Source organism: uncultured Kriegella sp. (assembly GCF_963975415.1).
GTDB lineage: Bacteria > Bacteroidota > Bacteroidia > Flavobacteriales > Flavobacteriaceae > Kriegella.
This window is the reverse complement of record NZ_CAXBGN010000004.1, coordinates 368,904-391,789: the sequence shown is the minus strand read 5'-3', so window position 1 is coordinate 391,789 and position 22,886 is coordinate 368,904. Positions and strand designations below refer to the sequence as shown.

The following is a 22,886-nucleotide window of genomic DNA, read 5'->3' as shown; positions in this document are numbered from 1 at the left end:
TGGGGTTAGGAGAGCTTCTTTGTGAGATCTTCTATATACTTTCGAAACTGTTTGTCGGTTTCGGCAAGATTGTCTACTGTTTTACAGGCATGGAGCACGGTGGCGTGATCTCTTTTCCCTATTTGGGAACCGATGCTTGCCAATGATGCTTTGGTGAACTTTTTGGCAAAGAACATGGCAAGTTGGCGTGCCTGTACGATATGTCTTTTTCTGGTCTTCGATTGTAAGGTGGCTACATCCATTTCGAAATAGTCGGAAACTACCTTTTGAATGTAGTCGATAGAAACTTCGCGTTTTGTGTTTTTTACGAACTTTTCAACAATCTGCTGCGCAAGGTCTAAGGTTACTTCCTTCTTGTTAAAAGAAGACTGGGCTATAAGTGATATGATAGCGCCTTCAAGTTCTCTGATATTGCTTTTTATATGTTTGGCAACATGCTCGATAATCTCATCGGGCATTTCGACGCCATCGCGATAAAGCTTATTCTTAAGTATTGAAATTCTTGTTTCGTAATCAGGGTTCTGGAGCTCGGCCGAAAGTCCCCATTTGAATCGAGACAATAAACGTTGCTCGATATCTTGCATGTCTACGGGAGCTTTGTCAGATGTTAGTATGACCTGTTTTCCGTTTTGATGCAAGTGATTGAAGATATGAAAGAAGACATCTTGTGTTCCCGATTTTCCTGATAGAAACTGTACGTCGTCAATAATAAGTACATCGATCAATTGGTAAAAATGGATAAAATCATTTCTAGTGTTCTTTTTTACCGATTCAATGTATTGTTGGGTGAATTTTTCCGCTGAAATATAAAGAACCGTACGTTCTGGGTACTTGTCTTTGATTTCGACACCTATGGCATGTGCCAAGTGTGTTTTTCCTAAACCTACACCTCCGAAAACCAATAGTGGATTGAATGAGGTTCCGCCTGGCTTGTTGGCTACGGCCATTCCGGCAGAACGGGCCAATCGATTCGAATCTCCTTCTAAAAAATTATCAAAATTGTAATTAGGGTTGAGTTGTGATTCGATCTTGATATTTCGAATGCCTGGAATCACAAACGGATTTCTTAATTGCGGGTTTTTTGACTTTACAGGAACATCCATTTCCTGGGGGCCCATATTGCCTCTGTTCGAACTCGGAATTTTTTCTGTAAATGGTTCTCTATTGCCGTAAGTATTTTCCATCCTGATGATGTAGACCAATTTTGCAGTTTCGCCCAGTTCTTTTGTGAGGGCAACTTTCAGTAATTTTACGTAATGTTCTTCAAGCCATTCGTAGAAAAACTTACTGGGTACTTGAATACTAAGGGCGTTGTCTGCTAATTTGACCGGTTTGATAGGCTCAAACCACGTCTTGAATGCCTGCGGTTGGATATTATCGTTGATAAAGGCCAAACAGTTGTTCCATACGGAATTAGCAGTAACATTCATTCTTAAAATTCTCTTATTTCGTTGGTTAATATTTTCGATAATCGGCAGAAAAGCGGCTCGAGAAAACCATACTTTCTTGGTGGGGCAAATATGTGAACAAAAAAGCTAAAAAAAAAACGAGAACCCATTGAATTTCCCCTTTTTTTTTTGCATGTTCATAAGCCGAAAACGAAACGACTTAAATATAAAGTTTTTACTTGAAATAAAATGGATTTTAACGAAATTTCTTTTAGAGTGCGATATGGTGAAACAGATCAAATGGGTGTGGTCTATCACGGAAACTACCCGCAATATTTGGAGTTAGGAAGAGTAGAGTGGTTACGGTCGCTAGGAATTTCTTACAAAGAAATGGAAAAAAGTGGAGTTATGTTGCCTGTAATTTCTTTATGCGTAAACTACAAAAAATCTGCACTTTACGACGACTTAATTACAGTAAAAACCCAACTAAAAAAGCCCCCTTTGGTGAAGATAGAATTCGACTATGAAATCAGTAATGAGACTGGTGAAATTTTGGCTACAGCGAATACTATTTTGGCCTTTATTGATATGAAGACGAACCGGCCTATAAAATGTCCGGAATATCTTTTGGAGAAAATCAAGACCATTTCGAAATGATGAATTTTGTATAAATATTTCTAAGGTGTGATTACTTTGGTCGTTACACCTTGAATTTTATCAAACATGTTTTTTATACGAATTGATTCCTTTTTCCGGACAGAAATGATTAAAGTGCAGTCCATTTCCATTTTCTGAAAGATTGTTTCCAATTGTTGTTGCTTAATAATGCGCATTACCTTATCCATTTCTTTATAGTCAAAAGAAAGTTCAAGCGTTTTTCGCAAGGTTTTAGAAATAATATTTGCTTCATCAAGGGCTAGCTGTGCGGCCGTACGATATGCGCCAATTAGCCCACCGACACCTAATTTGGTCCCTCCAAAGATTCGGGCAACGGCAACGAGTACATTAGTGACTCCGAAAGATTGAATTTGTCCGTAAATAGGCATTCCGGCAGAGTTGTTGGGTTCGCCATCATCGTTAGCACGGTATCTGATTTTCTCAACCCCTAATTGCCAGGCATAACAAACATGATTCGCCGTATAATGTTGCTTTTTTAATGTTTCGAGAATGGGCTTTACATCACCTTCATCTTTTATTGGGAAGACATATCCGTAAAATTTGCTCTTTTTCTCTTTGAAAATAATTTCCTTTGAAGGTTTGAGAATTGTTTTGTAAAGGTCAGTTTTTTGTTCCATTAGAATAGCGCTACAAGTGTGATACTGATGACAGCGAGAGCTATTCCGCCCCAATTCTTTGCAGTAAGGCGTTCTTTGAAAAGAACAATACCGAGCAAAGTGGAAAATAGTACGATTGCTACATTGTTTATGGTAAAGACCGAGGCGCTATTTAGACTTGGATGTTGTAGGGCTTTCAATATAAAATAAATCGAGAAATAATTGAGGATGCCCAAAACAATTCCTCCCAACACATTTTTAAAATTGGCTCGCATCGGTGTTCGCATCGATTTTATGCCGATAAATAGTGTGCCTGTGAGGGCCGCCGAGGCAAAAACGGTGGCCGAAAAAATTGGGAACTCACTTTCTTTGATATGTATCGCCTGTACATATTTAATACTGGCGTCGATAATACCAGAGCCCAAAAAAACCAAAATGGGCAATAGCAACGATGATTTCAATAGGGCTATTGAGGTTTCTTTTGCTGATGCAAAATAAACAGCGGCCAAAGCCAAAATAATGCCCAATATTTGAAGTGCACTTAATGTTTCGTTGTATAAAAGCACGCCGGCAAGAACTGGTATGACCAATGACATTTTAGTGGCGACCGATGCGGCCGAAACACCAATTTTCTGTGATGTTGCAGCCATTAAATTAAAAACGACAATAAATAAAATCCCAAGAACGATGGTACCCCAAAACCAGGGTTTATCGGGTATCGTTTCAATTTGAATTGTTCCTTTATAAAAAAAGAATCCGACAGAGCTTGCCACTACATAGTTGGTAATAATGGCATAAAGAGTTTCAATTTTAAAAACGGCGTATAACTTGAAAACCACAAAGATGGAGGTGGAAAAAAGAATGCTAAGTGCTAGGTCGAACATATTATAATTTCGACTTTAGATCAGTTACGTCTTCTTGACCGACAAGAAGGTTCCAGGTTTTAATGCCTAAGGCCTTTGCTGCGTCGGTATTTTCTTTTGAGTCGTCGATAAATAGAGTTTCCGTTGCGACCAGGCCATTTTGCTCTAGAACAAAATTGAATATCTCGGGGGTTGGCTTTCTGAGTCTGATTTCATGGGAAAGGTAGAATTGCTCAAAACAATTTTTAAATCTTTCGTATTTTTCTTGCCCCACTTTTTCTATAAAGTGAAGAATATGTAAATCATTTGTATTGCTAAGCAAAAAGAGTCGGTAATTCCCTTTACTGCTTAAGTTTTCAACAAAATTTAACCGATAATCGGGGAAATCAAGCAACATCGAATTCCAGATTGCGACAATTTCCTCTGGGGTTGCCTTGGGAAAATTGGTCTGTAGTCGTGAAATAAATTCTTTCGAGCTTATATCACCGACTTCGTAAAGGTCATTTGTTTCTTGTAATTCATGGGATACATTTGTACCTCCAAACTTTTCAATGCCTCGTAAGACAACGCCTTTGTCGAGGTTTATAAAGATATCTCCAAAATCGAAAATTAGGTTTTTAATCATTTATAAAGGTGTTTAAGGTATCTGTATAGCTGTATTCTTGTGTTACTAATTTACCAGATAGTTTGGGGGCTGTTATCCCTTTCTTGAAAACAGTATTACCGGTAAAGATGCGCGCTTCATCCCATAAGTTGGCTTCTACAAAAGTTTCTATGGTTCGTTTTCCGCCTTCAACGAGAATGCTAAGTACGTTTCGTTTGTGAAGCTGACTATTGATCTGCTGGGGTATGTTGGCAGAGAAATCGATGATACTATATTCGATTCCTTCTATATATTTTGAATCGTCGGTTTGAGTTGTAAATATAATTGTGGGAATGGTTCCATCGAGCACGTGGTAGTTTCCTTTAATCTTTAAATCTTTGTCAAGAACAACTCGTATCGGGTTTTTTCCAGACCAATGTCGTACATCCAACTTTGGGTTGTCTTCTAAAACGGTAGTCGTTCCCACAAGAATGGCTTGTTCTTCACTACGCCATTGATGCACTCGTTGTCGTGATGGTTGGGAAGTGATCCAAAAAGGTTCGGGTTCTTTATTCCGTTTTTCTTTGGCCGGGGCTATAAAACCGTCAAGGCTTTGGGCCCATTTTAAAAGAATATAGGGACGTTTTTTTTCATGAAACGTCAAAAAACGATTGTGATGTTCCCTACATTCCTTGGCCAAGACTCCTTCTATCACCTCACAACCTGCATCCCTTAATCTTTTTAAGCCCCGACCCGCTACTTTTTTATGCGGGTCCAGAATTCCAATAACCACGTTCGGAATGTTGTTTTTTACGATTAAATCGGCGCAAGGTGGTGTTTTTCCAAAATGGGAACAGGGTTCTAGGGTTGAATACAGCGTGGAATCTTTTAAGAGGGCCTTGTTTTTGACCGAAGCTATCGCATTAACTTCGGCATGTGCACCACCGTAGGCGCTGGTATAGCCTTCACCTATAATCATATCTCCATAAACCAGTACGCAGCCAACCGAAGGGTTCGGGTAGGCAGCAGGTTGCCCATTTTTGCCTAAAGAAATGCACCTCGAAATATATTTTTCATGTATATTCACCTCACAAAAATAGGATATTATTCGATGGAAACTAGTGGCGCAGTTATTCGAGAAATTCAACCCGAAGATAATACCGCAGTAGCAACTATTGTGCGGAAGGTTTTGGTTGATTTAGGTGCACCCAAGGTGGGCACGGCCTATGCTGATACCACTTTAGAGCATATGTACGAGAATTACGATGTGCCGCGTTCGGTCTATTTTGTGGTTGTGGAGGGAAACAATGTTATAGGGTGCGGCGGAATCGCACCCTTGGATAATCATGAGGGAAATGTTTGTGAACTACAAAAAATGTACTTTTTGGAAGAGGCTAGGGGAATAGGATTTGGGAAAGAAATGATAAAATTGTGTCTAAAAAATGCCAAGGAATTTGGTTTTGAGGGCTGCTACTTGGAAACCATGCCCTATATGAAAGCGGCCCAGGAACTCTATAAAAAAATGGGATTTCAATATATCGATGCCCCTATGGGTGATACCGGACATTATTCCTGTCCCGTTTGGATGCTTAAAAAGCTTTAATGGGCAATGGTGAAACAGTTTCTGGATCTTGCATATCTTGCTCCCCAAAATAAAAAACCCTGTATGTTGTGTTATTAAGGGAAATTAAAAATATCTTTCATAAAGAACTTGATGCCATTTATTCGAAGGAGGAAGTGGACAGTTTTTTCTATTTGTTGCTCGAGCACTATTTAGAACTGCAACGCTTTGTTTTGGCCGTTCAGCCTGATTTAGTCGTTTCAAAGGAGGAAGAGCAGCCGCTATTCGAAGCTTTAAGCCAATTGCGATTGGAACGCCCCATTCAATACATCATCGGAAAAACGCATTTTATGGAAATGGAGTTCACGGTCACTGAAAATGTGCTTATACCCCGACCGGAAACCGAGGAACTAGTGCAATGGGTTATTGATGAATATCATGTAACTGTAAATCAGGGTACTACTACGTTAAAGCAAGATAGGAATCTACGGATTTTGGATATCGGTACGGGAAGTGGGTGCATCGCCATTGCTTTGGCCAAAAATCTCCCAAATACAAAAGTAACGGCCCTGGATATTTCTTTGGAAGCTTTGGATATTGCCAAGCAAAATGCCGTTGACAACCATGTGACAGTTGAGTTTGTTCAGGCTGATATACTTCAGCCCAAAAGCCTGAAAGGGAAATTTGATAGCATTGTTTCCAATCCTCCTTATGTCAGAATGTTGGAGAAAAAAGAAATGCAACGAAATGTCACCGAATATGAACCTGATTTGGCGTTGTTTGTTTCCGATGATGACCCCTTAATATTTTATAGGGCGATATGCCGTTTTGCTGAGAAAAACCTAAAAAATTCAGGAAACCTATTTTTAGAAATAAACCAATATTTGGCAAAAGAAACCGAACAACTTCTCAAAGATCATAATTTTTCAGAAATTGAACTGCGAAAAGATATCTTTGGCAATGACCGTATGTTAAGGGGAAGATTGTCGTATTGAACATTACTGAAACAAGACGGTAACCTGTCTTTGAAAAGACAAAAAAAAACGGTCATAAGGGAATAAAGTAATGAATGACGTGGTATCTTAAAAAATTCAATTTGTAAAGAGAGTAGAAAGACTATGAATGCCGAACAACAAATAATAACGTTGCGAGACGAACTTCGCGAGCATAACTATAATTACTACGTACTTGATAATCCCTCGATTTCAGATTATGATTTTGATATGAAGTTAAAGGAGTTGCAGGCACTTGAGGCGCAACATCCAGAATTTCACGACACTTCTTCCCCGAGTTTACGGGTTGGTGGTATGGTCACCAAGAATTTCAATACCGTGGTACATGACTATCGCATGTATTCATTAGACAATTCATATTCTAAAGAAGATCTAGAAGATTGGGAAAAACGTATCCAACGAATTTTGGGCGATGTAGCAGTGGAGTTTACTTGTGAACTGAAATATGACGGCGCTTCCATTAGTCTTACCTATGAAAACGGTAGGTTGGTGCGGGGGGTTACCCGGGGAGATGGATTTCAAGGGGATGATGTCACCACAAATATAAAAACCATTCGGTCGGTGCCTTTGAAGTTAAAGGGAGACTATCCTCCAAAATTTGATATTCGCGGTGAGATTGTATTGCCTTTCGAAGGGTTCGCCAAAATGAATGCCGAACGTGTCGAAAATGGAGAAGAACCTTATATGAATCCTAGAAATACGGCTTCGGGTAGTTTAAAATTACAAGATAGTGCGGCAGTAGCACAACGTCCTTTGGATTGTTTGTTGTACGGTATCGTTGGTGAAAAGACAGGAATTGGTTCGCAATGGGAAATGCTTGATAAGGCCAGGGCCTGGGGGTTTAAGGTCCCGTCGGTTGCCAAATTGTGCAAGACGACCGATGATGTCTTACAATTTGTAGAATACTGGGATGTGCATCGGCATGAACTGCCCTACGAGACCGATGGGGTGGTCATCAAAGTTAATAATCTTCGCTATCAAGAAGAATTGGGGTATACGGCGAAGTCGCCGCGTTGGGCCATGGCCTATAAATTTAAAGCCGAACAAGTTGCTACGGTATTGAATGAGATTACCTATCAGGTGGGCCGAACGGGTGCAATTACCCCGGTGGCCAATCTGACCCCTGTTTTGCTGGCAGGAACGACGGTCAAAAGGGCTTCTTTGCATAACGCCGACCAAATCGAAAAGTTCGATATTCGAGAAGGGGATACCGTTTTTGTGGAAAAAGGAGGGGAGATAATCCCTAAGATCATGGGTGTCGATTTTACCAAACGTCCACATGACTCTGTACCTACAGTATACATCGACCACTGTCCCGAATGTCATACCAAATTGGAGCGTACCGAGGGTGATGCTAAACATTATTGTACGAATTACTACGGTTGTCCGCCACAGATTACAGGACGCATACAGCATTACATTTCTCGTAAAGCCATGGATATCGAGGGAATGGGCAGTGAAACCGTAGAACTATTATTTAAGGAAGGCTTGATAAAGAACTATGCAGATCTTTATACCTTGACGAAAGAACAGGTACTTCCATTGGAGCGCATGGCCGAAAAATCGGCCGATAATTTGATTCAGGGGGTTGCGGAATCTGTAAAAATACCTTTTGAGCGGGTGCTTTTTGCCCTGGGAATACGTTTTGTGGGGGAGACTGTCGCAAAGAAATTGGCGAAGGCTTATAAGAACATTGATGCTTTAATGGTCGCTACACTAGAAGAGTTGACAGCGGTTGATGAAATCGGGGATCGTATTGCCCAGAGTGTGGTCGAGTTTTTTCAAAACGAGAACAATCGGGAAAATGTTGAACGGCTAAAAAGCTACGGCATTCAGTTCAAACTCTCCGCGGACCAATTGGAAAACCAGACAGAAAAATTAAAAGGGCAAACCTTTGTTGTCTCTGGCGTATTTGAAAAAGTAAGTCGTAATGAACTTAAGAAGTTGATCGAAGACAATGGGGGCAAGGTAGGGTCGAGTATATCATCAAAAACCACCTATCTGATCGCCGGTGATAAAATGGGCCCTAGCAAACGAACCAAGGCGGAAACACTTGGAGTGCCGATTATTTCGGAGGATGATTTTTTGAAAATGGTTTAGGTGTACATTAAAATGTTTAAATCAAGGGTGTTTTTGGCGCCACTCTTCCTGACAAGTTGAAAATCTGAAATCAATTTTGGTCCAAAAAGACCGGTAGTGGTTTGGTTGCTGCTCTTTATTCGGTCAGTTCAATAGCTTTTTCCAAAAACTCGTCCTTTCCTGATTTTATCCCTTCGATTGTTTTTTTTACATAAATGTCTGGTAGAAAACCAATGCCGTGCAGTTGCGAACCATCATGTTTTTCTACTTTCATGCCTGTCCATCTTATACTAAAACCTTCGGATAATTGAAGTAGGTTTATATTACCGTTCGTGCCGGCCGTAGGTTGCCCTATAATTGTTCCCAGGTTGTAACCTCGAATATACCCCATATAGCTTTCGGCATAGCTCATTGCCGATCCCTTCGTAATGAATATGATTTGTTTGTCTCCCAAATAGGGCTTTTTACTCGGTAACATCCAATTTCCATTTTGATATGATATTTTTTCTCTATCGGGATAAATGCTTTGAGGGATTTTCATCCACGATGAGACGGTGTCATTTTCCTTAAGCAAATAAGAAATGAATCCATGATTTCCTTTTGGGTAAACTCTTAAATCGCAAATGATAGATTTAGCCTTTGTCAGCTCCGGAATTAGTTTTTCGATATCTTCCATTGCTATACTGTTTAGATTAAGATAGTAGACGCTATCATTTATTTTCTCATAGTCGGCCATTCTTGTCGGCGAACTGTAGGGGTAACTATTTCGTATCAATTTTATGTCTTGATCGTTTACTGTGATAGTTAATTCAGCGTCTTTTTCTCCTAGTAAACTGAGTTGTTCTGCCTTGTGGTTCAACCAACCTTTTGTGCCGGCAGAAATTCTTGAATTTATTTCCTCAAAATACGTAACTGCATTTATACCGTCGATACTGGTAACTATATCGCCGACCTTTAATGGTATCTTGCTGTCAAGAACGTTTGTGATCACAAGCTTGTCTTCGATCCATTCCCAAGTAATTGGCGGTGTAGACCAGTCGGAACTTTTATAATAGGAAACATTTATATGCCCATCCTTTAATGGGGCGGTGAATTTTTCCAAAGTAACTAAATGGTCTTTCGCAGTGGCATCCGAAAAACTACGAGATAAAGCTTTTTGAAGTTCTTGGGACCAATCAACATCAACGACATCAAAATAGGGGTAGAAGTGTTGAAAGACGTTATATGTGTTAATGATATTGCCTAATCTTATGGGCAAATCGATAGCCTTTTGTTCTACGGCTTGCAAACTATTTTTTAACTCTGAAAGACTATCTGAATCTGATTTCGGGTACGTGCCGTTCCCGTCGGAGTACAATACCAACGGAGCTTGAAAGAAAATTCCATTGGCCAACTCTTTTTCAATAAGCTCCCCGAATTGAGGTTGGTGAGAAAAAAGTTGTTGACCTTTTTCTTTTTCAATGACCCCTGAATATTCTAAAATGACCGATTGAATTCCATTGTGGGGATCTGTGGTTGTTAACGAGCAAGAATAGCCAACCCCTTCGAAATACCATTGATTTGGTTTAGGGTCTTTAAAAGATGTTTCCGTTTCAAAATCCTGATTAGAAAGCGGAACTTCAACCCAATTGCCGTTATTCTCATAAAATAGTTGGGGTAGATCATAGCGTACTGCACCTTTTCCACTAAGTGCGATGCCCAACTGAATTGATGTTGTAGCCGAATCAATGTCTGTAATAATTTCATACTGCTTCCATTGGTTCTGTGAAATAGATGCTCTTTTTAGTTCCGATGAACCATCTGAATTTTTTAATACAAATCTTAGATACCCTTTTTCTGTATGAACATCATCTTTTTTTGCCCATGCTACATACTTCATCTTTTTACCTATGTACTTAGTCGCGTCAAGACTCATGGTCAGCTTGCTGACAACGAAAGAATAATCTTTGTTAATGGTACCGTTGACCCTTGAACTCTGATATGGTGTCTCAAGTTGAGGGTCCATTCCTATAGCGACGCCACTATGCTGCCAAAATGTAGGTTTGAAACCTTCTAGATTTTTTGGGGTTATGGTTGTTAAATTATATTTGTCTGACTTGGTTGTCGAAAAGTTTATTGACGGAGCAATGGGCTTAAAAAGCGTGTTGAATGTATTTGTCAATTCCTTCTTTGATTCACATTTTTCGACTAGATTCGCTCCATAAATCGCAAAAGCAGTCCAATCGATTTCAGACACGCCGTCACTCGGATGAAAATATTTCACGTATCCGTATACACTAGCAAAAGCTTTTAAATTCTCGATTTTCTGTTGCCTATCGTAAGAGTTGTTTTTTTCGGAGCAGCTGATAAAAAGTAGGAGAAGAATATAACCAATCTTAAACCTCATAACATCTTATATTCAAATATAAATCGAATATAACTAAATATTTAGTTAAAACTATGTATTTAGTTTATAATAATCAGCGCTATCATAGTTGGTATATTAGCACTTCGGGATTTGTTTGAAACAATATTGATTAACAAGTCATTATATGAAAGATTCAAGAGAGTTCTTCACATGTATAATAAATCACTGGTATAAAAGACTATTTAACTCTTACCCAATTCGCATTCCGTTTTTAACCTTCCTTTCGGGCTGTATCAAAGTCACTTCTTTATTGTCACCCACACCGCCAAGTACCAAACATTCGCTCATGATCGTGGCGATTTGTTTGGGTGGAAAGTTTACTACGGCAACAACTTGACGACCTATGATTTCATGGGGCTGGTATAATTTTGTGATTTGTGCCGACGTTTTTCTCTGGCCATAATCACCAAAGTCGATAATCATTTTATAGGCAGGATTTCTTGCTTCTTCAAAGACCTCCGCAGAAATAATGGTGCCCACCCGCATTTCAACTTTCATAAAATCGTCCCATGCCAATGGGTTGCTTTCTTCTCTTCTATTCATGATGGTAAAAATAGTACTTCGGTCAAATTTATAGATTAACTTTTGAATTCGTTTTGGTCGGCCAAAATTTTTTGGAACACCGTTGGTAACGGTTCAAATCGAACGGAAACAAACTGAAAATCCTGGTCTGATCTATATATTTTTAAGGGGAGCAGCTTGCTTTTTTTGATACTGGAATAATAAAACATGGGTAGTGATAATGTATATTGAAAGAAAGAGGTATTCTGCAAAATAGGTATTCTCTCCAAGTCCTAAATTTTTATAGTATTGAAAGCAGAACCAATAATTTAGGATGTTTAGAACCAAAAAGGATAGGAGGTACTGCCATTTCCTTAGCATTTGAGAATATGCCTTAAAAGAAAATAATAGTTTGATTTTTTTGCCGAAAAGTTGTGATGCCATCGGCCAGAGAAAAAAGAGGGGTAATGCAAAAAGGCGTGACTCGCGCGCAAAGGAGCTCAAAAAGACAATGGGTGTGTTGATGAGGGCTGTCAATAAAAAGGCAAAAATAAATTGCTGTTGAAAGTTATTTGGGGTCCTCTGACTGAGAAATAGAAGCGAAAAGTATAGTGGTACCCCTAAACTTACAAAAAAGGAAACCAGTGATTCTATCGTATTTTTGGTATTCTCAAAGTTTTCCAAAAAACAGGAGTACCTACTTATCATTTCTGTTTTTGTTGCATCCACTAGTTGGTGTTTCCAAAGATAGATGGCTATAAAAATTCCGTAGAACACTACAGGAAGTGCTATCAAAACATATAACCGCAAGCGGTCTATTGTGAACCCTTTTTTGGAGTCTAAGGTTAACCCCGGTAAAAAAACGACCAATGCAGGAAGGAGAAGTACCGTTGTTTCCCTGGTAATCAGGGCCAAGGAGAAAAAAATGACGTAAAACAGCCATTTTTTTTGAACGAAAGCCATTAAACCTAATAGAATAAAACAATATTGTAAGGGTTCATCATAGCTGAACACTGGAGGAAAGAAGGCAAAGAGTATAGAGAAGGTCAAGAAATAGCAGACCACATTGAATAACCCCTGTTGTCTTTTATCCTTTAGGCGAATGGAAAGCAAGTAAATCAAGATTCCGCTCAAAAAAAGCAAAATGAAGTTGACCGGTACAAAGGCCACCCCTAATTTTAGACCAAAGGTTTCCGATGTGGTTTCGATAAGCCAGGTGGTAAAAGGTCTTCGGGCAAACGGTCCGAATTCTTTGTGGTATTTTATTTGGGAGGTAAGAAAGCCGTTTGAGATACGGTTGTTGTTCTCGTTGAGCATACTGTCCATTTTTTCGGACATATGCAGGCTAAAAATAAGCAGGGTGCATACCAAACTCAACCCATAGGGCAGGTATTTCGCATAACCATTTTCTGATAAAAATTTCTTATTCACCTAGCATAAATTGATTTTCATAATTACCGCACTAGTGAAATTAAGTATTTTTGCAATTGAAAATAAAAGCAAGCAAGAAAATCGTATAAATGGGCATTCCTGAAAATTATTTTGAATTTACCGAGACATTGACAGAAAGTACACCTCCAAAATCGTGGCCATTAGCTTTGATGGCCCTCTGGTACGATGCTCATGGCAATTGGGAAGCTTCCCATGATATTGCTCAAGATATGCATAATACATTGGGTAGTTGGATCCACGCCTACCTTCATCGAAAAGAGGGGGATAAGTTTAATGCCGGGTATTGGTATCGAAAAGCAAACCGACCCTTTTCCAACAAAAGTCTACCTGAAGAACTGCAAGAATTGGTCGAGTTTGTTTTAGAGGAACGCTAATTTGTACCTCCTTTTGACTGACGGAGGTTTTGATTTTGGTTCCCCTAGGCTAATTTCTTTGTTCAAAAACCTGCTTTTGAAAACAAACGCTGTTCTCCATTCGTTGATATTGTCCGTAATTCGGTATTACAGTGTATCCGGCTTTGGTATATAACGCAATGGCCTCAGGCTGTCTTTTTCCTGTTTCCAGAATACATTTTTTATAGTTTAGTTCGCCGGCCCACTGTTCTAAAGCGGTTAAAATTTGTGTCGCAAGCCCTTTACCCCGAGCTTCAGGCAGTACGAACATTCGTTTGATTTCCGCGGTATCGGAATCGTATGGTTTTATTGCCCCGCACCCTACGGCTAAGTTTTCCGAGTAAATAACAACCACTTCTTGAAGGTTTTCAATAGTGTTATATTGATTATAAAAAGCATGCTCATCACCATCGGTTATTCGCAAATAGGCATCGAGCAACACCACAAGTTTTTTAAAATCTTGATTTTTAGAATTTGTTCGTTCTATTGAAACCATGGTAAATAACGATTTTTAGATGGTCAGATGGATGGATATACACAGCAGATAACCAGTAAGACAAACGCCAATAAGGAAGAAATGGTTCTAATAGTATTAAAAAGGTTCCATTTTCTTTCAAAAATTCTTCTTTGGAAAATAATATCCTCCGAGGAGGCGGTATCTGCATCGAAGGCGTCCAACGATTCGTTTAGTGGGAGGTTAGCAAAGAAAGTCACGCCCACACTTCCTACCAAATATACAATTGTTGCGGCTAACAAACATAGAAATGTAAAGGAAGAAGTCGCGTCGCTATTGAGGTAGAGCGCCCAAGGGGTTAAGAAGGCCGCCCCTATGAATATAATCGAAAAAAAAGGATTCTGGATGGACTTGTTCATTGATTGAAACGTTTTAATAAAAAGTATGTCCCCTACATTGGCAAGTCCATTGTTGACCGAAAACGACCAGGCAAAAAATAAACCTGCCATAAGGCCTGTACTGATGGTTGCCAATGCCATAACAATATTGGTCATGATTTTATACTTTTATAGAAACGCCATGGCCCCCTATATGCTTATTACTATCTAGATAAAAATCGATTCTTCCTAAGTAAAGGCCGAAGCAGCCCACTTGGTTGACAATGATTTCTCTGCCTTTGCTGTTTTCAACCAGCGTGGGTTTGTCTAAGAAGGTATGGGTGTGACCGCCAATAATAAGATCGGTATATTGAGTCTTGGTCGCCATTACCAAATCATTCGGTCTTTCTTCCGAAGCGTAGTCATAGCCGATATGGGACAAACAGATTACCAGATGGCATTCTTCATCTTCCTTCAGTCGTCGTTCCGTGTCTTGTGCGATTTCATAAGGATCTAAATACTTGGTTTCTTTATAGAGGTTTTTCCCTACCAGCCCAGAAAGTTTGATGCCTATTCCATATACACCTATTTTAATTCCGTCGACTATAAATGTTTTATAGGGCTTGACATGGTCGTCCATGATTGTATTGCTAAAATCATAATTGGCCGATAAAAGCTCGAACTCGGCATGGGGCAGTTGTGCAAACAAACCTTCAATACCATTGTCAAAATCGTGATTTCCAATGGTGGCCGCGTCATATTTGAGCATGCTCATTAATTTGAATTCAATTTCCCCGCCATAAAAATTGAAGTAGGGGGTGCCCTGAAAAATGTCACCTGCATCGAACAACAACGTGTTTGGGTTTTCCTTTCGAATGCTTTCTATTAAAGTAGCACGGCGGGCCATACCTCCCAAGTTGGCATATTCAGAATGGTCTGCGGAAAAAGGGTCGATGTGACTGTGCATATCGTTGGTGTGCAAAATCGTGATTTTCTTTGCATATTCTGAAATGCAGGAACCCAGTGATACACCTCCTAGTCCAACAAATGCAGAACAGGCCGAGGTACGTGCTATAAATTTTCTTCGGTTCATGGGGCCAGTTTATAAAATCGTTTATCAACTTTGGCGGCAACGGTATCGACTTTTTTAAAATGGTCGATCATTGCGTTTCTGATTAGATAATCAATTCTGGTTACATTCAGGGCATCTTTAAAAAATACCATGCTGTCACCGCCAGCTGCAAGGTAGTCTGAGGTTGCTACAAAATAATTGCGATTTTCATCAAATGGTTTCCCTTGAATTTTGACTGAAGCCAGAGTGTTGTCGGTGTTCAAAACAATTTGGATGCCAGAGATAGGGTGCGCCATTCCACTGTCCAATAAATATGCGAGCATTTTTTTTATCGATTTTCCTGAAAGCTCGGCTACGACCATAGTATTTTCAAAAGGCATTACTTCAAAGGCTGTACGCGCGGAAACTTTTCCTTGTGAAATAATGGAACGGATGCCACCATGGTTAAAGAAAACAAAATCAAGATTGTTGTTGGTGCGCGATTTAAAAATGGGGGCGGCCGCTGAAAAAATGATATCCGCAAGCAAATTTCCGGCAGTTGTATTGTATATTCCGTCTACTTTTGTGATTTTTTTTGGGGCATAGGCCAATGTGCTATCCAAAATCTGATTGACCCGGTCACGAAAAGGTTTTATATAGGCATTGGTGCTATCGTTTTGAGGTATTGTGGTATCGATACGAATTTCTTTCCCTTCAATTTTTGAAACATTCAGAACTTGCTGTTTACAGGAAATAGCCAAACCAATTGTTATAAATACAACAAAATGTTTAATTTTTAAATCCATTATAGTTTTTATCTTCGTCAAAAGAAATATGAGCGGATATTCTTTACATTTGCTGAAATGTAAAAGTACATGTTTAAAGGAATACAAGACAAGTTTAAGCATAAATCGGCAGTTAAATTTCTTAAGGAAGAATTGAAAAAGCCTGCACCTGTTGTTGATAGGGAAAAGGGAATTACCTCAGTGGGTTGTATTGTTGATTTAGATGCTTTTGACAATGCTAATTTGTTCTATGAGTTTGTTGAAGAGTTTTCGATAAGACCCAATGCCGTTAAGATTATTGGTTATAAGGGGTACTACGATAAAAACTCACCTTACGCCACTCCGGTCTTCTCTGATAAAGATTTGGGTTGGAATGGAAAAATCGAGAACAGTTATGCACTCGAATTTTTGAGTAGGGAATATGATTTATTGATCAATTATTACAAAGAGGAAAATTTGCTGGTCCAGTTGATGAGTATCAAGACAAAGGCAAGAGTAAGGGTCGGCTTTAAGGAGGTAGATAAAAGTTATAACGATTTGATATTGGATACCCCTATAGAAAACTTCAATACATTTAAGTTGGAATTGAAGAAATATTTAAGGGTACTAAACGAAATTTGAAGATGGAACAGTTACGCGGAACGGGTGTTGCCTTGATTACACCATTTAAAGAAGACCTTTCGGTCGATGTCGATGCTTTGCGGCGTGTAACCGAGCATTGTATAGAGGGCGAGGTAGATTATTTGGTAATTTTAGGCACGACTGCCGAGTCTGTAACCTTGACGGCTGAAGAGAAATCGTTGGTTATCGATGTTATTCGGAAAACCAATGCGGGCCGATTGCCCCTAGTTTTGGGTGTTGGCGGCAACAATACTGCGGCAGTGGTCAATGAACTGCAGTCGCGTGATCTGAGTGCTTTTCAAGCGCTTTTATCGGTATCACCTTACTATAATAGACCGACCCAAGAAGGTATTTATCAGCATTTCAAGGCCATCGCTTTAGCATCTTCCAAACCCATTATACTCTATAATGTTCCAGGGAGAACAGGTAGTAATGTGTTGCCCGAAACAGTACTTCGCTTGGCGAAAGAATTCGACAATATTATAGCAGTGAAAGAGGCTTCGGGAAGTATGGCCCAAATAATGAAAATTATTAAGCACAAGCCGAATAATTTTATGGTGCTTTCAGGTGATGATCTAACAGCTCTACCAACGGTTCTTGCCGGTGGTTCTGGGGTGATTTCGGTTTTAGGGCAGGGACTTCCTTCTGAATTTTCAAAAATGATTCGATTAGGGTTGGAACGTCAGGTCGACGAGGCATACGAACTGCATTATAGACTTCAAGACGGTATGGAGCTTATTTTTGAAGAAGGAAACCCTGCGGGAATAAAGGCGATATTTGAGATATTAACACTTTCTACGGCAAGAGTGCGTTTACCACTGGTCGAGGCTACACCCGGTTTAAAACAGAGGATTACCGCCTTTGTAAAACCATTTTTGAAGGTTTATGCCTAATCAGAGATACCAAAAAGAAGGTCTTCAGCGTTAAATCTTCGCTAAAGGTGAGGGCTGGTATTGTATAGACACCTAATTTAGCGGTTTAAAAATGTTTTTTAAATCCGTTGATAATCCGTAATTTTGCAGAATGTTTTTTAAAATAAGACGCTTTATTCCTGTTGCTTTTGTGGCCATGGCCTTTTATAGCTGTAGTGAATATCAAAAAGTATTGAAAAATGAGGATGTAAAGGCCAAGTATGACATGGCCCAGAAATTCTATGAAGAACAAGATTTTAAACGTTCCAATCGCCTTTTTGAGCAGATTGCGCCAAAATATGTTGGGAAACCTCAGGGGGAACGCGTAATGTTCTTTTTGGCGGATTCTTATTTCCAAAGAAAGGACTATAACATGGCTGGTTATCAATTTGAGCGATTTATAAAATCATACCCGAAAAGTGAAAAGGCTGCCCAAGCCAGTTTTTTGGTGGCAAAAAGTTATTTCAAGTTATCGCCGACCTATTCTTTGGATCAAACAGATACCGATAAGGCTTTGACCAAACTTCAGAACTTTATTAATGCCTACCCTAATTCAGAATACTTCGCCGAAGCGAATATGATGGCCAAGGAACTAACTACTAAAAAAGAACGTAAGGCTTATGAAATTGCCAAACAATTCAATAAAATCGGGGAGTTTGACTATACGTTTTTGACTCCGGCCATAGCTGCTTTTGATAACTTTATTTCCGACAATCCAGGATCAATTTATCGTGAAGACGCTTTGTTTTATAAATTTGATTCGGCGACAAGATTGGCATTGAATAGTTTTGATGTTTTAAAGCCGGCACGGCTAAAAGAAGCTAAGGAGGCTTATGCGATGTTAAAAAAGCAATACCCGGAAACCGAATATGAGAAACAGGCCAAAGACCTGTTGGAAAAAATTGAGAAAGAACTTTTAAGATTCTCTCCAAATACAGAAGCAAAATAAATTAACGGTATCATGAATATGAATGATTTAAAGAATTCAAAGGCCCCTGCATCGACGGTTACTATTAACCGAAATGAATTCGACGAGCAGACTGATAACATTTACGAGGCTATTTCAATAGCTGCCAAAAGAGCGATTCAAATTAACTCTGAAATCAAAAAAGAACTTTTGGAGAAATTAGAAGAGTTTGCTACATACAGTGATAGTTTAGAGGAGGTTTTTGAGAACAAAGAACAAATCGAAGTTTCTAAATTCTACGAAAAGTTACCAAAGCCCCATGCATTGGCAGTTGAAGAGTGGCTACAAGATAAAATTTACTACAGGAACACAGAGAAAGACGCCTAGAGCTATGTTAGGCGGTAAAAATATCCTTTTAGGTATTACCGGGGGGATTGCTGCTTACAAAACAACTTTCCTTGTTCGTTTATTGATAAAAGCTGGCGCTAATGTCAAAGTGATTTTGACAGATAGTGCCGGCTCTTTTGTTTCACCCTTGACTTTGGCTACCTTGTCAAAGAATCCGGTTTTATCTTCTTTTGTCAAGGAAGAGAATGATAGTGTAGATTGGAATAATCATGTGCAACTAGGACTTTGGGCCGATTATATGCTGATAGCTCCGGCCACTGCCAATACGTTGTCAAAAATGGCAAACGGTGCTTGTGATAGTTTGTTGCTTGCCACCTATCTTTCTGCAAAATGTCCGGTTTTCTTTGCTCCTGCGATGGATTTGGATATGTATAGACATCCCTCAACCAAAACATCGCTTGAAAAATTACAATCTTTCGGTAATGTTATGATTCCGGTAACCTCCGGTGAATTGGCCAGTGGACTTTACGGAGCAGGAAGAATGGCCGAACCCGAAGATATTATAGAGTTTGTAAAGACATATCTGTTGGAAGGTCTTCCCTTAAGGCATAAAAATATTCTAATAACTGCAGGCCCTACCCACGAGCCGATCGACCCAGTGCGTTTTATCGGTAACCATGCTTCCGGTTTAATGGGTTTTGAATTGGCTAAAGCTGCCGCCAAGCTGGGCGGAAAGGTTATTTTGATTTCGGGGCCAACACATTTGTCGGTGGATGATAATGAGATACAGCTGGTGCGCGTAGTTACCGCTGACCAAATGTTCGATGCAGCCCTTGATCATTATAGCAATGTCGATGTTGCCATCTGTGCGGCTGCAGTGGCAGATTATAAGCCGAAGATTGTTGCAGACCAGAAAATAAAAAAGAACGCTCAAGACTTTACAATTGAATTGGTGAAGAATAGAGATATTTTAATGACTCTTGGTGAGCAAAAGAAAGACCAGTACCTCGTGGGGTTTGCTTTGGAAACGGAAAATGAGTTGAAGAATGCCCAAGCAAAACTCAGAAAAAAGCACCTCGATGCCATTGTCTTAAATTCTTTGAACGATGCCGGAGCAGGTTTCGGGCACCCCACTAATAAAATAACGTTCATAGATAAGAATTCGGCTATAAAAGCGTTTGAATTAAAAAGCAAGGCCGAAGTGGCTTTGGATATTTGGAACGAAATCATAGCTCGAACACATGCGTAATTTACTCTTATCCTTTTTATGCTCAACTGTTTTCCAGTTTGTTGGGGCACAGGAGTTCAACTGTAAAGTTACTGTAAATTCGGATCAAGTATCTCAGACTAATCAGCAGATATTCAAAACCTTAGAGCGATCTTTGAACGATTTTGTGAATAAAACAAAATGGACCAATAGGGTTTTTAAAGAGAATGAAAGGATCAACGCTCAGATGTTCGTTACAGTGACCAATTATGAGTCGAATCGGTTCGAGGCGAATATTCAGATACAATCTTCTAGACCTGTTTTTAACACTTCGTATGAAAGTCCGGTCTTTAACTTTAAGGATGACGCTTTTAATTTTGATTATATTGAATTTCAACCGCTAGTATTTAATCCAAATGTATTCGAATCGAATTTGGTCAGTGTATTTTCTTACTATGCCTATATTCTTTTGGGGCTCGATGCCGATACTTTTGCTTTGGAAGGGGGCACCGATTATTATAGAACGGCACAAAAAATTGTAACTCAAGCACAGGGCAATAGTGCTATAGGGTGGACGCATACGGCCGATAATGACCGTGGAAGGTTTGATCTGGTCGATAACCTGTTGTCTAATACTTACAGGGAATATCGTGTGGCCATGTATAATTACCATAGAAAAGGACTTGATATTTTAGGGGATAATAATAGCACGGGAAAGCAGGTGGTTGCTGGATCCATGAAGCTTTTTGAAACAATGATCAAGCGTAGGCCAAATGCCTTTTTGATACAGACTTTTTTTGACGCTAAATCTGAAGAAATTCAGAATATATTCTCTGATGGGCCTAAGGTCGATATTGTAAGTTTAAAAGAGACGCTCAATAGAATTGCACCTTTATATTCTAGTACTTGGAACGATATTAAGTTCTGATCTCCATTTTTTTACTGTATTATCGATTATCTTTACGGCATTATTTTTCAATCGAATGCTGACAAGACTTTCCATAAAAAATTACGCTTTAATCGACGATTTGAATGTTTCCTTTTCGCAAGGATTCACTTGTATTACGGGTGAAACAGGTGCAGGAAAATCAATTCTGTTGGGGGGGCTTTCCTTGGTTCTGGGAAAGCGGGCCGACTTATCTTCTTTACGGAATAAAGAACAAAAATGTGTCGTCGAGGCTGAATTTGCAGTTGACAAATATGATTTGAATCCATTTTTTGAAGAATATGATTTAGATTATGAGCAGAAGACTATAATTCGGCGTGAAATACGGCCCAATGGAAAATCTAGAGCTTTTATCAACGATACCCCCGTAACTTTAGATATTGTAACATTATTGGGAAACAGGTTGATCGACGTACATTCACAGCATCAGACGATGCAATTGACTGATAATGATTTTCAACTTAGGGTAATCGATGCCTTGGCGGGGAACGGTGGTGACCTCGTCGAATATTCTAAAGCGTTATCGGTGTATAAGCGAGTGTTAAATGAGTTGGACGAGCTGATCGAGTTTCAACAAAAGGCTACGAAAGAGCATGAGTACAATAGTTTTTTGTTGAAAGAGCTACAAGGTGCTTCTTTGAAAAAAGGGGTTCAGGAGGAACTCGAGGAGCAATACGAGCAGTTGAACAATGTTGAAATATTACTTGAATTGCTGTCTAAGGGAGATCAATTGCTGAATGACGAACAGGCCGGGGTATTACAGTTGATGTTACAATTGAAACAAGTTTCTTCGAAGCTAAGCGTTTTTGGAAACCAATTCTCTGAACTTAATGAGCGCATACAATCTGTTTTGATAGAGATGGATGATATTTCCGGGGAAGTGAATCGGCTGCAAGAAGGTGCTGAGGCCAATCCGCAATTGCTTGAAGAGATAAATACAAAACTTCAGCTGCTTTATGATCTTCAGAAGAAGCATAATGCGGCAGATGTTTCAGAGTTAATAGCCATAAGGGATAATCTGGCAGAGAAAGTTGCCCTTACTGAAAATATTGGGGCTTCCATTACGGAAAAGGAAAGGGAACTTGGGGTACTTCATGCTACATTACATGAAAAAGCACTTCATCTTACCAAACGGCGGAACAAAGTACTTTCAGGTCTCAAGAAGCAGCTGCAGGATAGTTTGGCACCGCTCGGCCTCCCCAATGCGACTTTTAAAATCGAGATAACGCCAGCTGCAGAATTTAAAGGAAATGGTAAGGATGATTTGATATTTTTGTTTTCTGCGAATAAGGGGAGTGATTATGGGGCCTTGAAGAAGGTCGCATCTGGAGGCGAACTTTCGCGAATCATGTTGACGATAAAGGCTATTTTAGCTAAATACGAAAATCTTCCAACGATTATGTTCGATGAAATTGATACCGGGGTATCTGGTGAGGTTTCGAATCGTATGGGAGATATTATGAAAGATATGGGTAGAAGAATGCAGGTGTTTTCCATTACCCATCTTCCACAAGTCGCTTCAAAGGGCGATCATCATTTCAAGGTCTACAAGCAAGAGGAAAATGGCGTCACCGGCACGAAAATGAAAAAGCTTGAAGGGGACGAAAGGGTGAAAGAATTAGCCGAAATGCTTGGGGGTAAAGATTTGTCGGATTCAGCGATGGCCCATGCCCGTCAGTTGTTGAGTTGATTTAAAGGGAACTGCCCTTGAAACAGTTTCGATATGGCCACTTGTGGCGCACAATACGTATAGCCTGACTACCTTC

24 protein-coding genes are annotated in these 22,886 nt (G+C 39.6%); 12 read left to right on the top strand and 12 right to left on the bottom strand.

What is annotated here, in order from left to right; genetic code table 11:
* Positions 1-5 precede the first annotated feature (5 nt).
* Positions 6-1,430 carry a chromosomal replication initiator protein DnaA gene (dnaA, locus tag AACZ88_RS11365; protein WP_339710124.1) on the bottom strand — a complete coding sequence of 475 codons (1,425 nt, stop codon included), beginning with the start codon at positions 1,428-1,430 and terminating at the stop codon, positions 6-8.
* A 207-nt stretch (positions 1,431-1,637) separates the two neighbouring features.
* Here dnaA and AACZ88_RS11360 point away from each other — a divergent pair, with 207 nt between their 5' ends.
* Complete coding sequence (locus AACZ88_RS11360) at positions 1,638-2,045, top strand: thioesterase family protein (protein ID WP_339710121.1); 408 nt, start codon at positions 1,638-1,640, stop codon at positions 2,043-2,045.
* A 20-nt stretch (positions 2,046-2,065) separates the two neighbouring features.
* On the opposite strand, the gene AACZ88_RS11355 is transcribed toward AACZ88_RS11360, so the two are convergent.
* Genes AACZ88_RS11355 through ribD form a run of 4 tightly spaced genes read right to left on the bottom strand, consistent with a single transcriptional unit; the run spans position 2,066 to position 5,195 of the window.
* A complete protein-coding gene (locus AACZ88_RS11355; RefSeq protein WP_339710119.1) occupies positions 2,066-2,683 on the bottom strand; it encodes a YigZ family protein in 618 nt (205 codons plus the stop codon).
* Positions 2,683-3,546 (bottom strand): DMT family transporter, encoded by an 864-nt coding sequence (locus AACZ88_RS11350; protein WP_339710117.1) that lies wholly within the window; start codon positions 3,544-3,546, stop codon positions 2,683-2,685. The genes AACZ88_RS11355 and AACZ88_RS11350 overlap by 1 nt, the downstream gene beginning before the upstream one ends.
* A gap of 1 nt (position 3,547) precedes the next feature.
* A complete protein-coding gene (locus tag AACZ88_RS11345; RefSeq protein ID WP_339710115.1) occupies positions 3,548-4,150 on the bottom strand; it encodes an HAD family phosphatase in 603 nt (200 codons plus the stop codon).
* Positions 4,143-5,195 (bottom strand): bifunctional diaminohydroxyphosphoribosylaminopyrimidine deaminase/5-amino-6-(5-phosphoribosylamino)uracil reductase RibD, encoded by a 1,053-nt coding sequence (gene ribD, locus AACZ88_RS11340; protein ID WP_339710113.1) that lies wholly within the window; start codon positions 5,193-5,195, stop codon positions 4,143-4,145. The genes AACZ88_RS11345 and ribD overlap by 8 nt, the downstream gene beginning before the upstream one ends.
* Between ribD and AACZ88_RS11335 the strand changes: the two genes are divergently transcribed.
* From AACZ88_RS11335 to ligA, 3 genes are all read left to right on the top strand, one after another.
* The gene (locus AACZ88_RS11335; protein ID WP_339710111.1) at positions 5,184-5,711 is read left to right on the top strand and encodes a GNAT family N-acetyltransferase; all 528 of its coding nucleotides are present in this window, start codon (positions 5,184-5,186) and stop codon (positions 5,709-5,711) included. The two genes, ribD and AACZ88_RS11335, sit on opposite strands and share 12 nt — an antisense overlap.
* 68 nt (positions 5,712-5,779) lie before the next feature.
* On the top strand, positions 5,780-6,664 hold the full coding sequence (gene prmC / locus AACZ88_RS11330) for a peptide chain release factor N(5)-glutamine methyltransferase (RefSeq protein ID WP_339710109.1): 885 nt from the start codon (positions 5,780-5,782) through the stop codon (positions 6,662-6,664).
* Positions 6,665-6,787: 123 nt separating this feature from the next.
* Positions 6,788-8,782 carry an NAD-dependent DNA ligase LigA gene (gene ligA / locus AACZ88_RS11325; protein WP_339710106.1) on the top strand — a complete coding sequence of 665 codons (1,995 nt, stop codon included), beginning with the start codon at positions 6,788-6,790 and terminating at the stop codon, positions 8,780-8,782.
* A 115-nt stretch (positions 8,783-8,897) separates the two neighbouring features.
* On the opposite strand, the gene AACZ88_RS11320 is transcribed toward ligA, so the two are convergent.
* The 3 genes from AACZ88_RS11320 to AACZ88_RS11310 all read right to left on the bottom strand — a co-directional run bounded on the left by AACZ88_RS11320 (position 8,898) and on the right by AACZ88_RS11310 (position 13,100).
* Entirely contained in the window at positions 8,898-11,147 is a 2,250-nt protein-coding gene (locus AACZ88_RS11320; RefSeq protein ID WP_339710104.1) for a S41 family peptidase, read from the bottom strand.
* A 210-nt stretch (positions 11,148-11,357) separates the two neighbouring features.
* Positions 11,358-11,711 carry a tRNA-binding protein gene (locus AACZ88_RS11315; protein ID WP_339710102.1) on the bottom strand — a complete coding sequence of 118 codons (354 nt, stop codon included), beginning with the start codon at positions 11,709-11,711 and terminating at the stop codon, positions 11,358-11,360.
* 132 nt (positions 11,712-11,843) lie between these two features.
* Entirely contained in the window at positions 11,844-13,100 is a 1,257-nt protein-coding gene (locus AACZ88_RS11310; protein WP_339710099.1) for a hypothetical protein, read from the bottom strand.
* An 89-nt stretch (positions 13,101-13,189) separates the two neighbouring features.
* Here AACZ88_RS11310 and AACZ88_RS11305 point away from each other — a divergent pair, with 89 nt between their 5' ends.
* Positions 13,190-13,495, top strand: a complete 306-nt coding sequence (locus tag AACZ88_RS11305; protein ID WP_339710096.1) for a hypothetical protein — start codon at positions 13,190-13,192, stop codon at positions 13,493-13,495.
* A gap of 49 nt (positions 13,496-13,544) precedes the next feature.
* On the opposite strand, the gene AACZ88_RS11300 is transcribed toward AACZ88_RS11305, so the two are convergent.
* The 4 genes from AACZ88_RS11300 to AACZ88_RS11285 are packed head-to-tail and all read right to left on the bottom strand — an operon-like array spanning position 13,545 to position 16,201.
* Positions 13,545-14,009, bottom strand: coding sequence for a GNAT family N-acetyltransferase (locus AACZ88_RS11300; RefSeq protein ID WP_339710093.1), 465 nt, complete (start codon positions 14,007-14,009; stop codon positions 13,545-13,547).
* Positions 14,010-14,032: 23 nt separating this feature from the next.
* Positions 14,033-14,521: an anthrone oxygenase family protein gene (locus AACZ88_RS11295; protein WP_339710090.1), complete on the bottom strand. Its 489-nt coding sequence runs from the start codon at positions 14,519-14,521 to the stop codon at positions 14,033-14,035.
* 4 nt (positions 14,522-14,525) lie between these two features.
* Positions 14,526-15,437 carry a metallophosphatase gene (locus AACZ88_RS11290; protein ID WP_339710087.1) on the bottom strand — a complete coding sequence of 304 codons (912 nt, stop codon included), beginning with the start codon at positions 15,435-15,437 and terminating at the stop codon, positions 14,526-14,528.
* Positions 15,434-16,201 (bottom strand): 5'-nucleotidase, encoded by a 768-nt coding sequence (locus tag AACZ88_RS11285; RefSeq protein ID WP_339710085.1) that lies wholly within the window; start codon positions 16,199-16,201, stop codon positions 15,434-15,436. Before AACZ88_RS11285 ends, AACZ88_RS11290 begins: the two co-directional genes overlap by 4 nt.
* 69 nt (positions 16,202-16,270) lie before the next feature.
* Between AACZ88_RS11285 and AACZ88_RS11280 the strand changes: the two genes are divergently transcribed.
* The 7 genes from AACZ88_RS11280 to recN all read left to right on the top strand — a co-directional run bounded on the left by AACZ88_RS11280 (position 16,271) and on the right by recN (position 22,810).
* Positions 16,271-16,801: a hypothetical protein gene (locus tag AACZ88_RS11280; protein ID WP_339710082.1), complete on the top strand. Its 531-nt coding sequence runs from the start codon at positions 16,271-16,273 to the stop codon at positions 16,799-16,801.
* Positions 16,802-16,803: 2 nt separating this feature from the next.
* Positions 16,804-17,694: a 4-hydroxy-tetrahydrodipicolinate synthase gene (dapA, locus tag AACZ88_RS11275; RefSeq protein WP_339710080.1), complete on the top strand. Its 891-nt coding sequence runs from the start codon at positions 16,804-16,806 to the stop codon at positions 17,692-17,694.
* A gap of 130 nt (positions 17,695-17,824) precedes the next feature.
* A complete protein-coding gene (gene bamD, locus AACZ88_RS11270) occupies positions 17,825-18,661 on the top strand; it encodes an outer membrane protein assembly factor BamD (RefSeq protein ID WP_339710078.1) in 837 nt (278 codons plus the stop codon).
* Positions 18,662-18,673: 12 nt separating this feature from the next.
* Positions 18,674-19,006 (top strand): DNA-directed RNA polymerase subunit omega, encoded by a 333-nt coding sequence (locus tag AACZ88_RS11265; RefSeq protein ID WP_339710076.1) that lies wholly within the window; start codon positions 18,674-18,676, stop codon positions 19,004-19,006.
* Positions 19,007-19,010: 4 nt separating this feature from the next.
* Positions 19,011-20,216 (top strand): bifunctional phosphopantothenoylcysteine decarboxylase/phosphopantothenate--cysteine ligase CoaBC, encoded by a 1,206-nt coding sequence (gene coaBC / locus AACZ88_RS11260; RefSeq protein WP_339710074.1) that lies wholly within the window; start codon positions 19,011-19,013, stop codon positions 20,214-20,216.
* Positions 20,209-21,102, top strand: coding sequence for a DUF4835 family protein (locus tag AACZ88_RS11255; protein ID WP_339710071.1), 894 nt, complete (start codon positions 20,209-20,211; stop codon positions 21,100-21,102). Before coaBC ends, AACZ88_RS11255 begins: the two co-directional genes overlap by 8 nt.
* Before the next feature lie 55 nt (positions 21,103-21,157).
* Positions 21,158-22,810, top strand: coding sequence for a DNA repair protein RecN (gene recN, locus AACZ88_RS11250; RefSeq protein WP_339710068.1), 1,653 nt, complete (start codon positions 21,158-21,160; stop codon positions 22,808-22,810).
* The last annotated feature ends 76 nt before the right edge of the window (positions 22,811-22,886 follow it).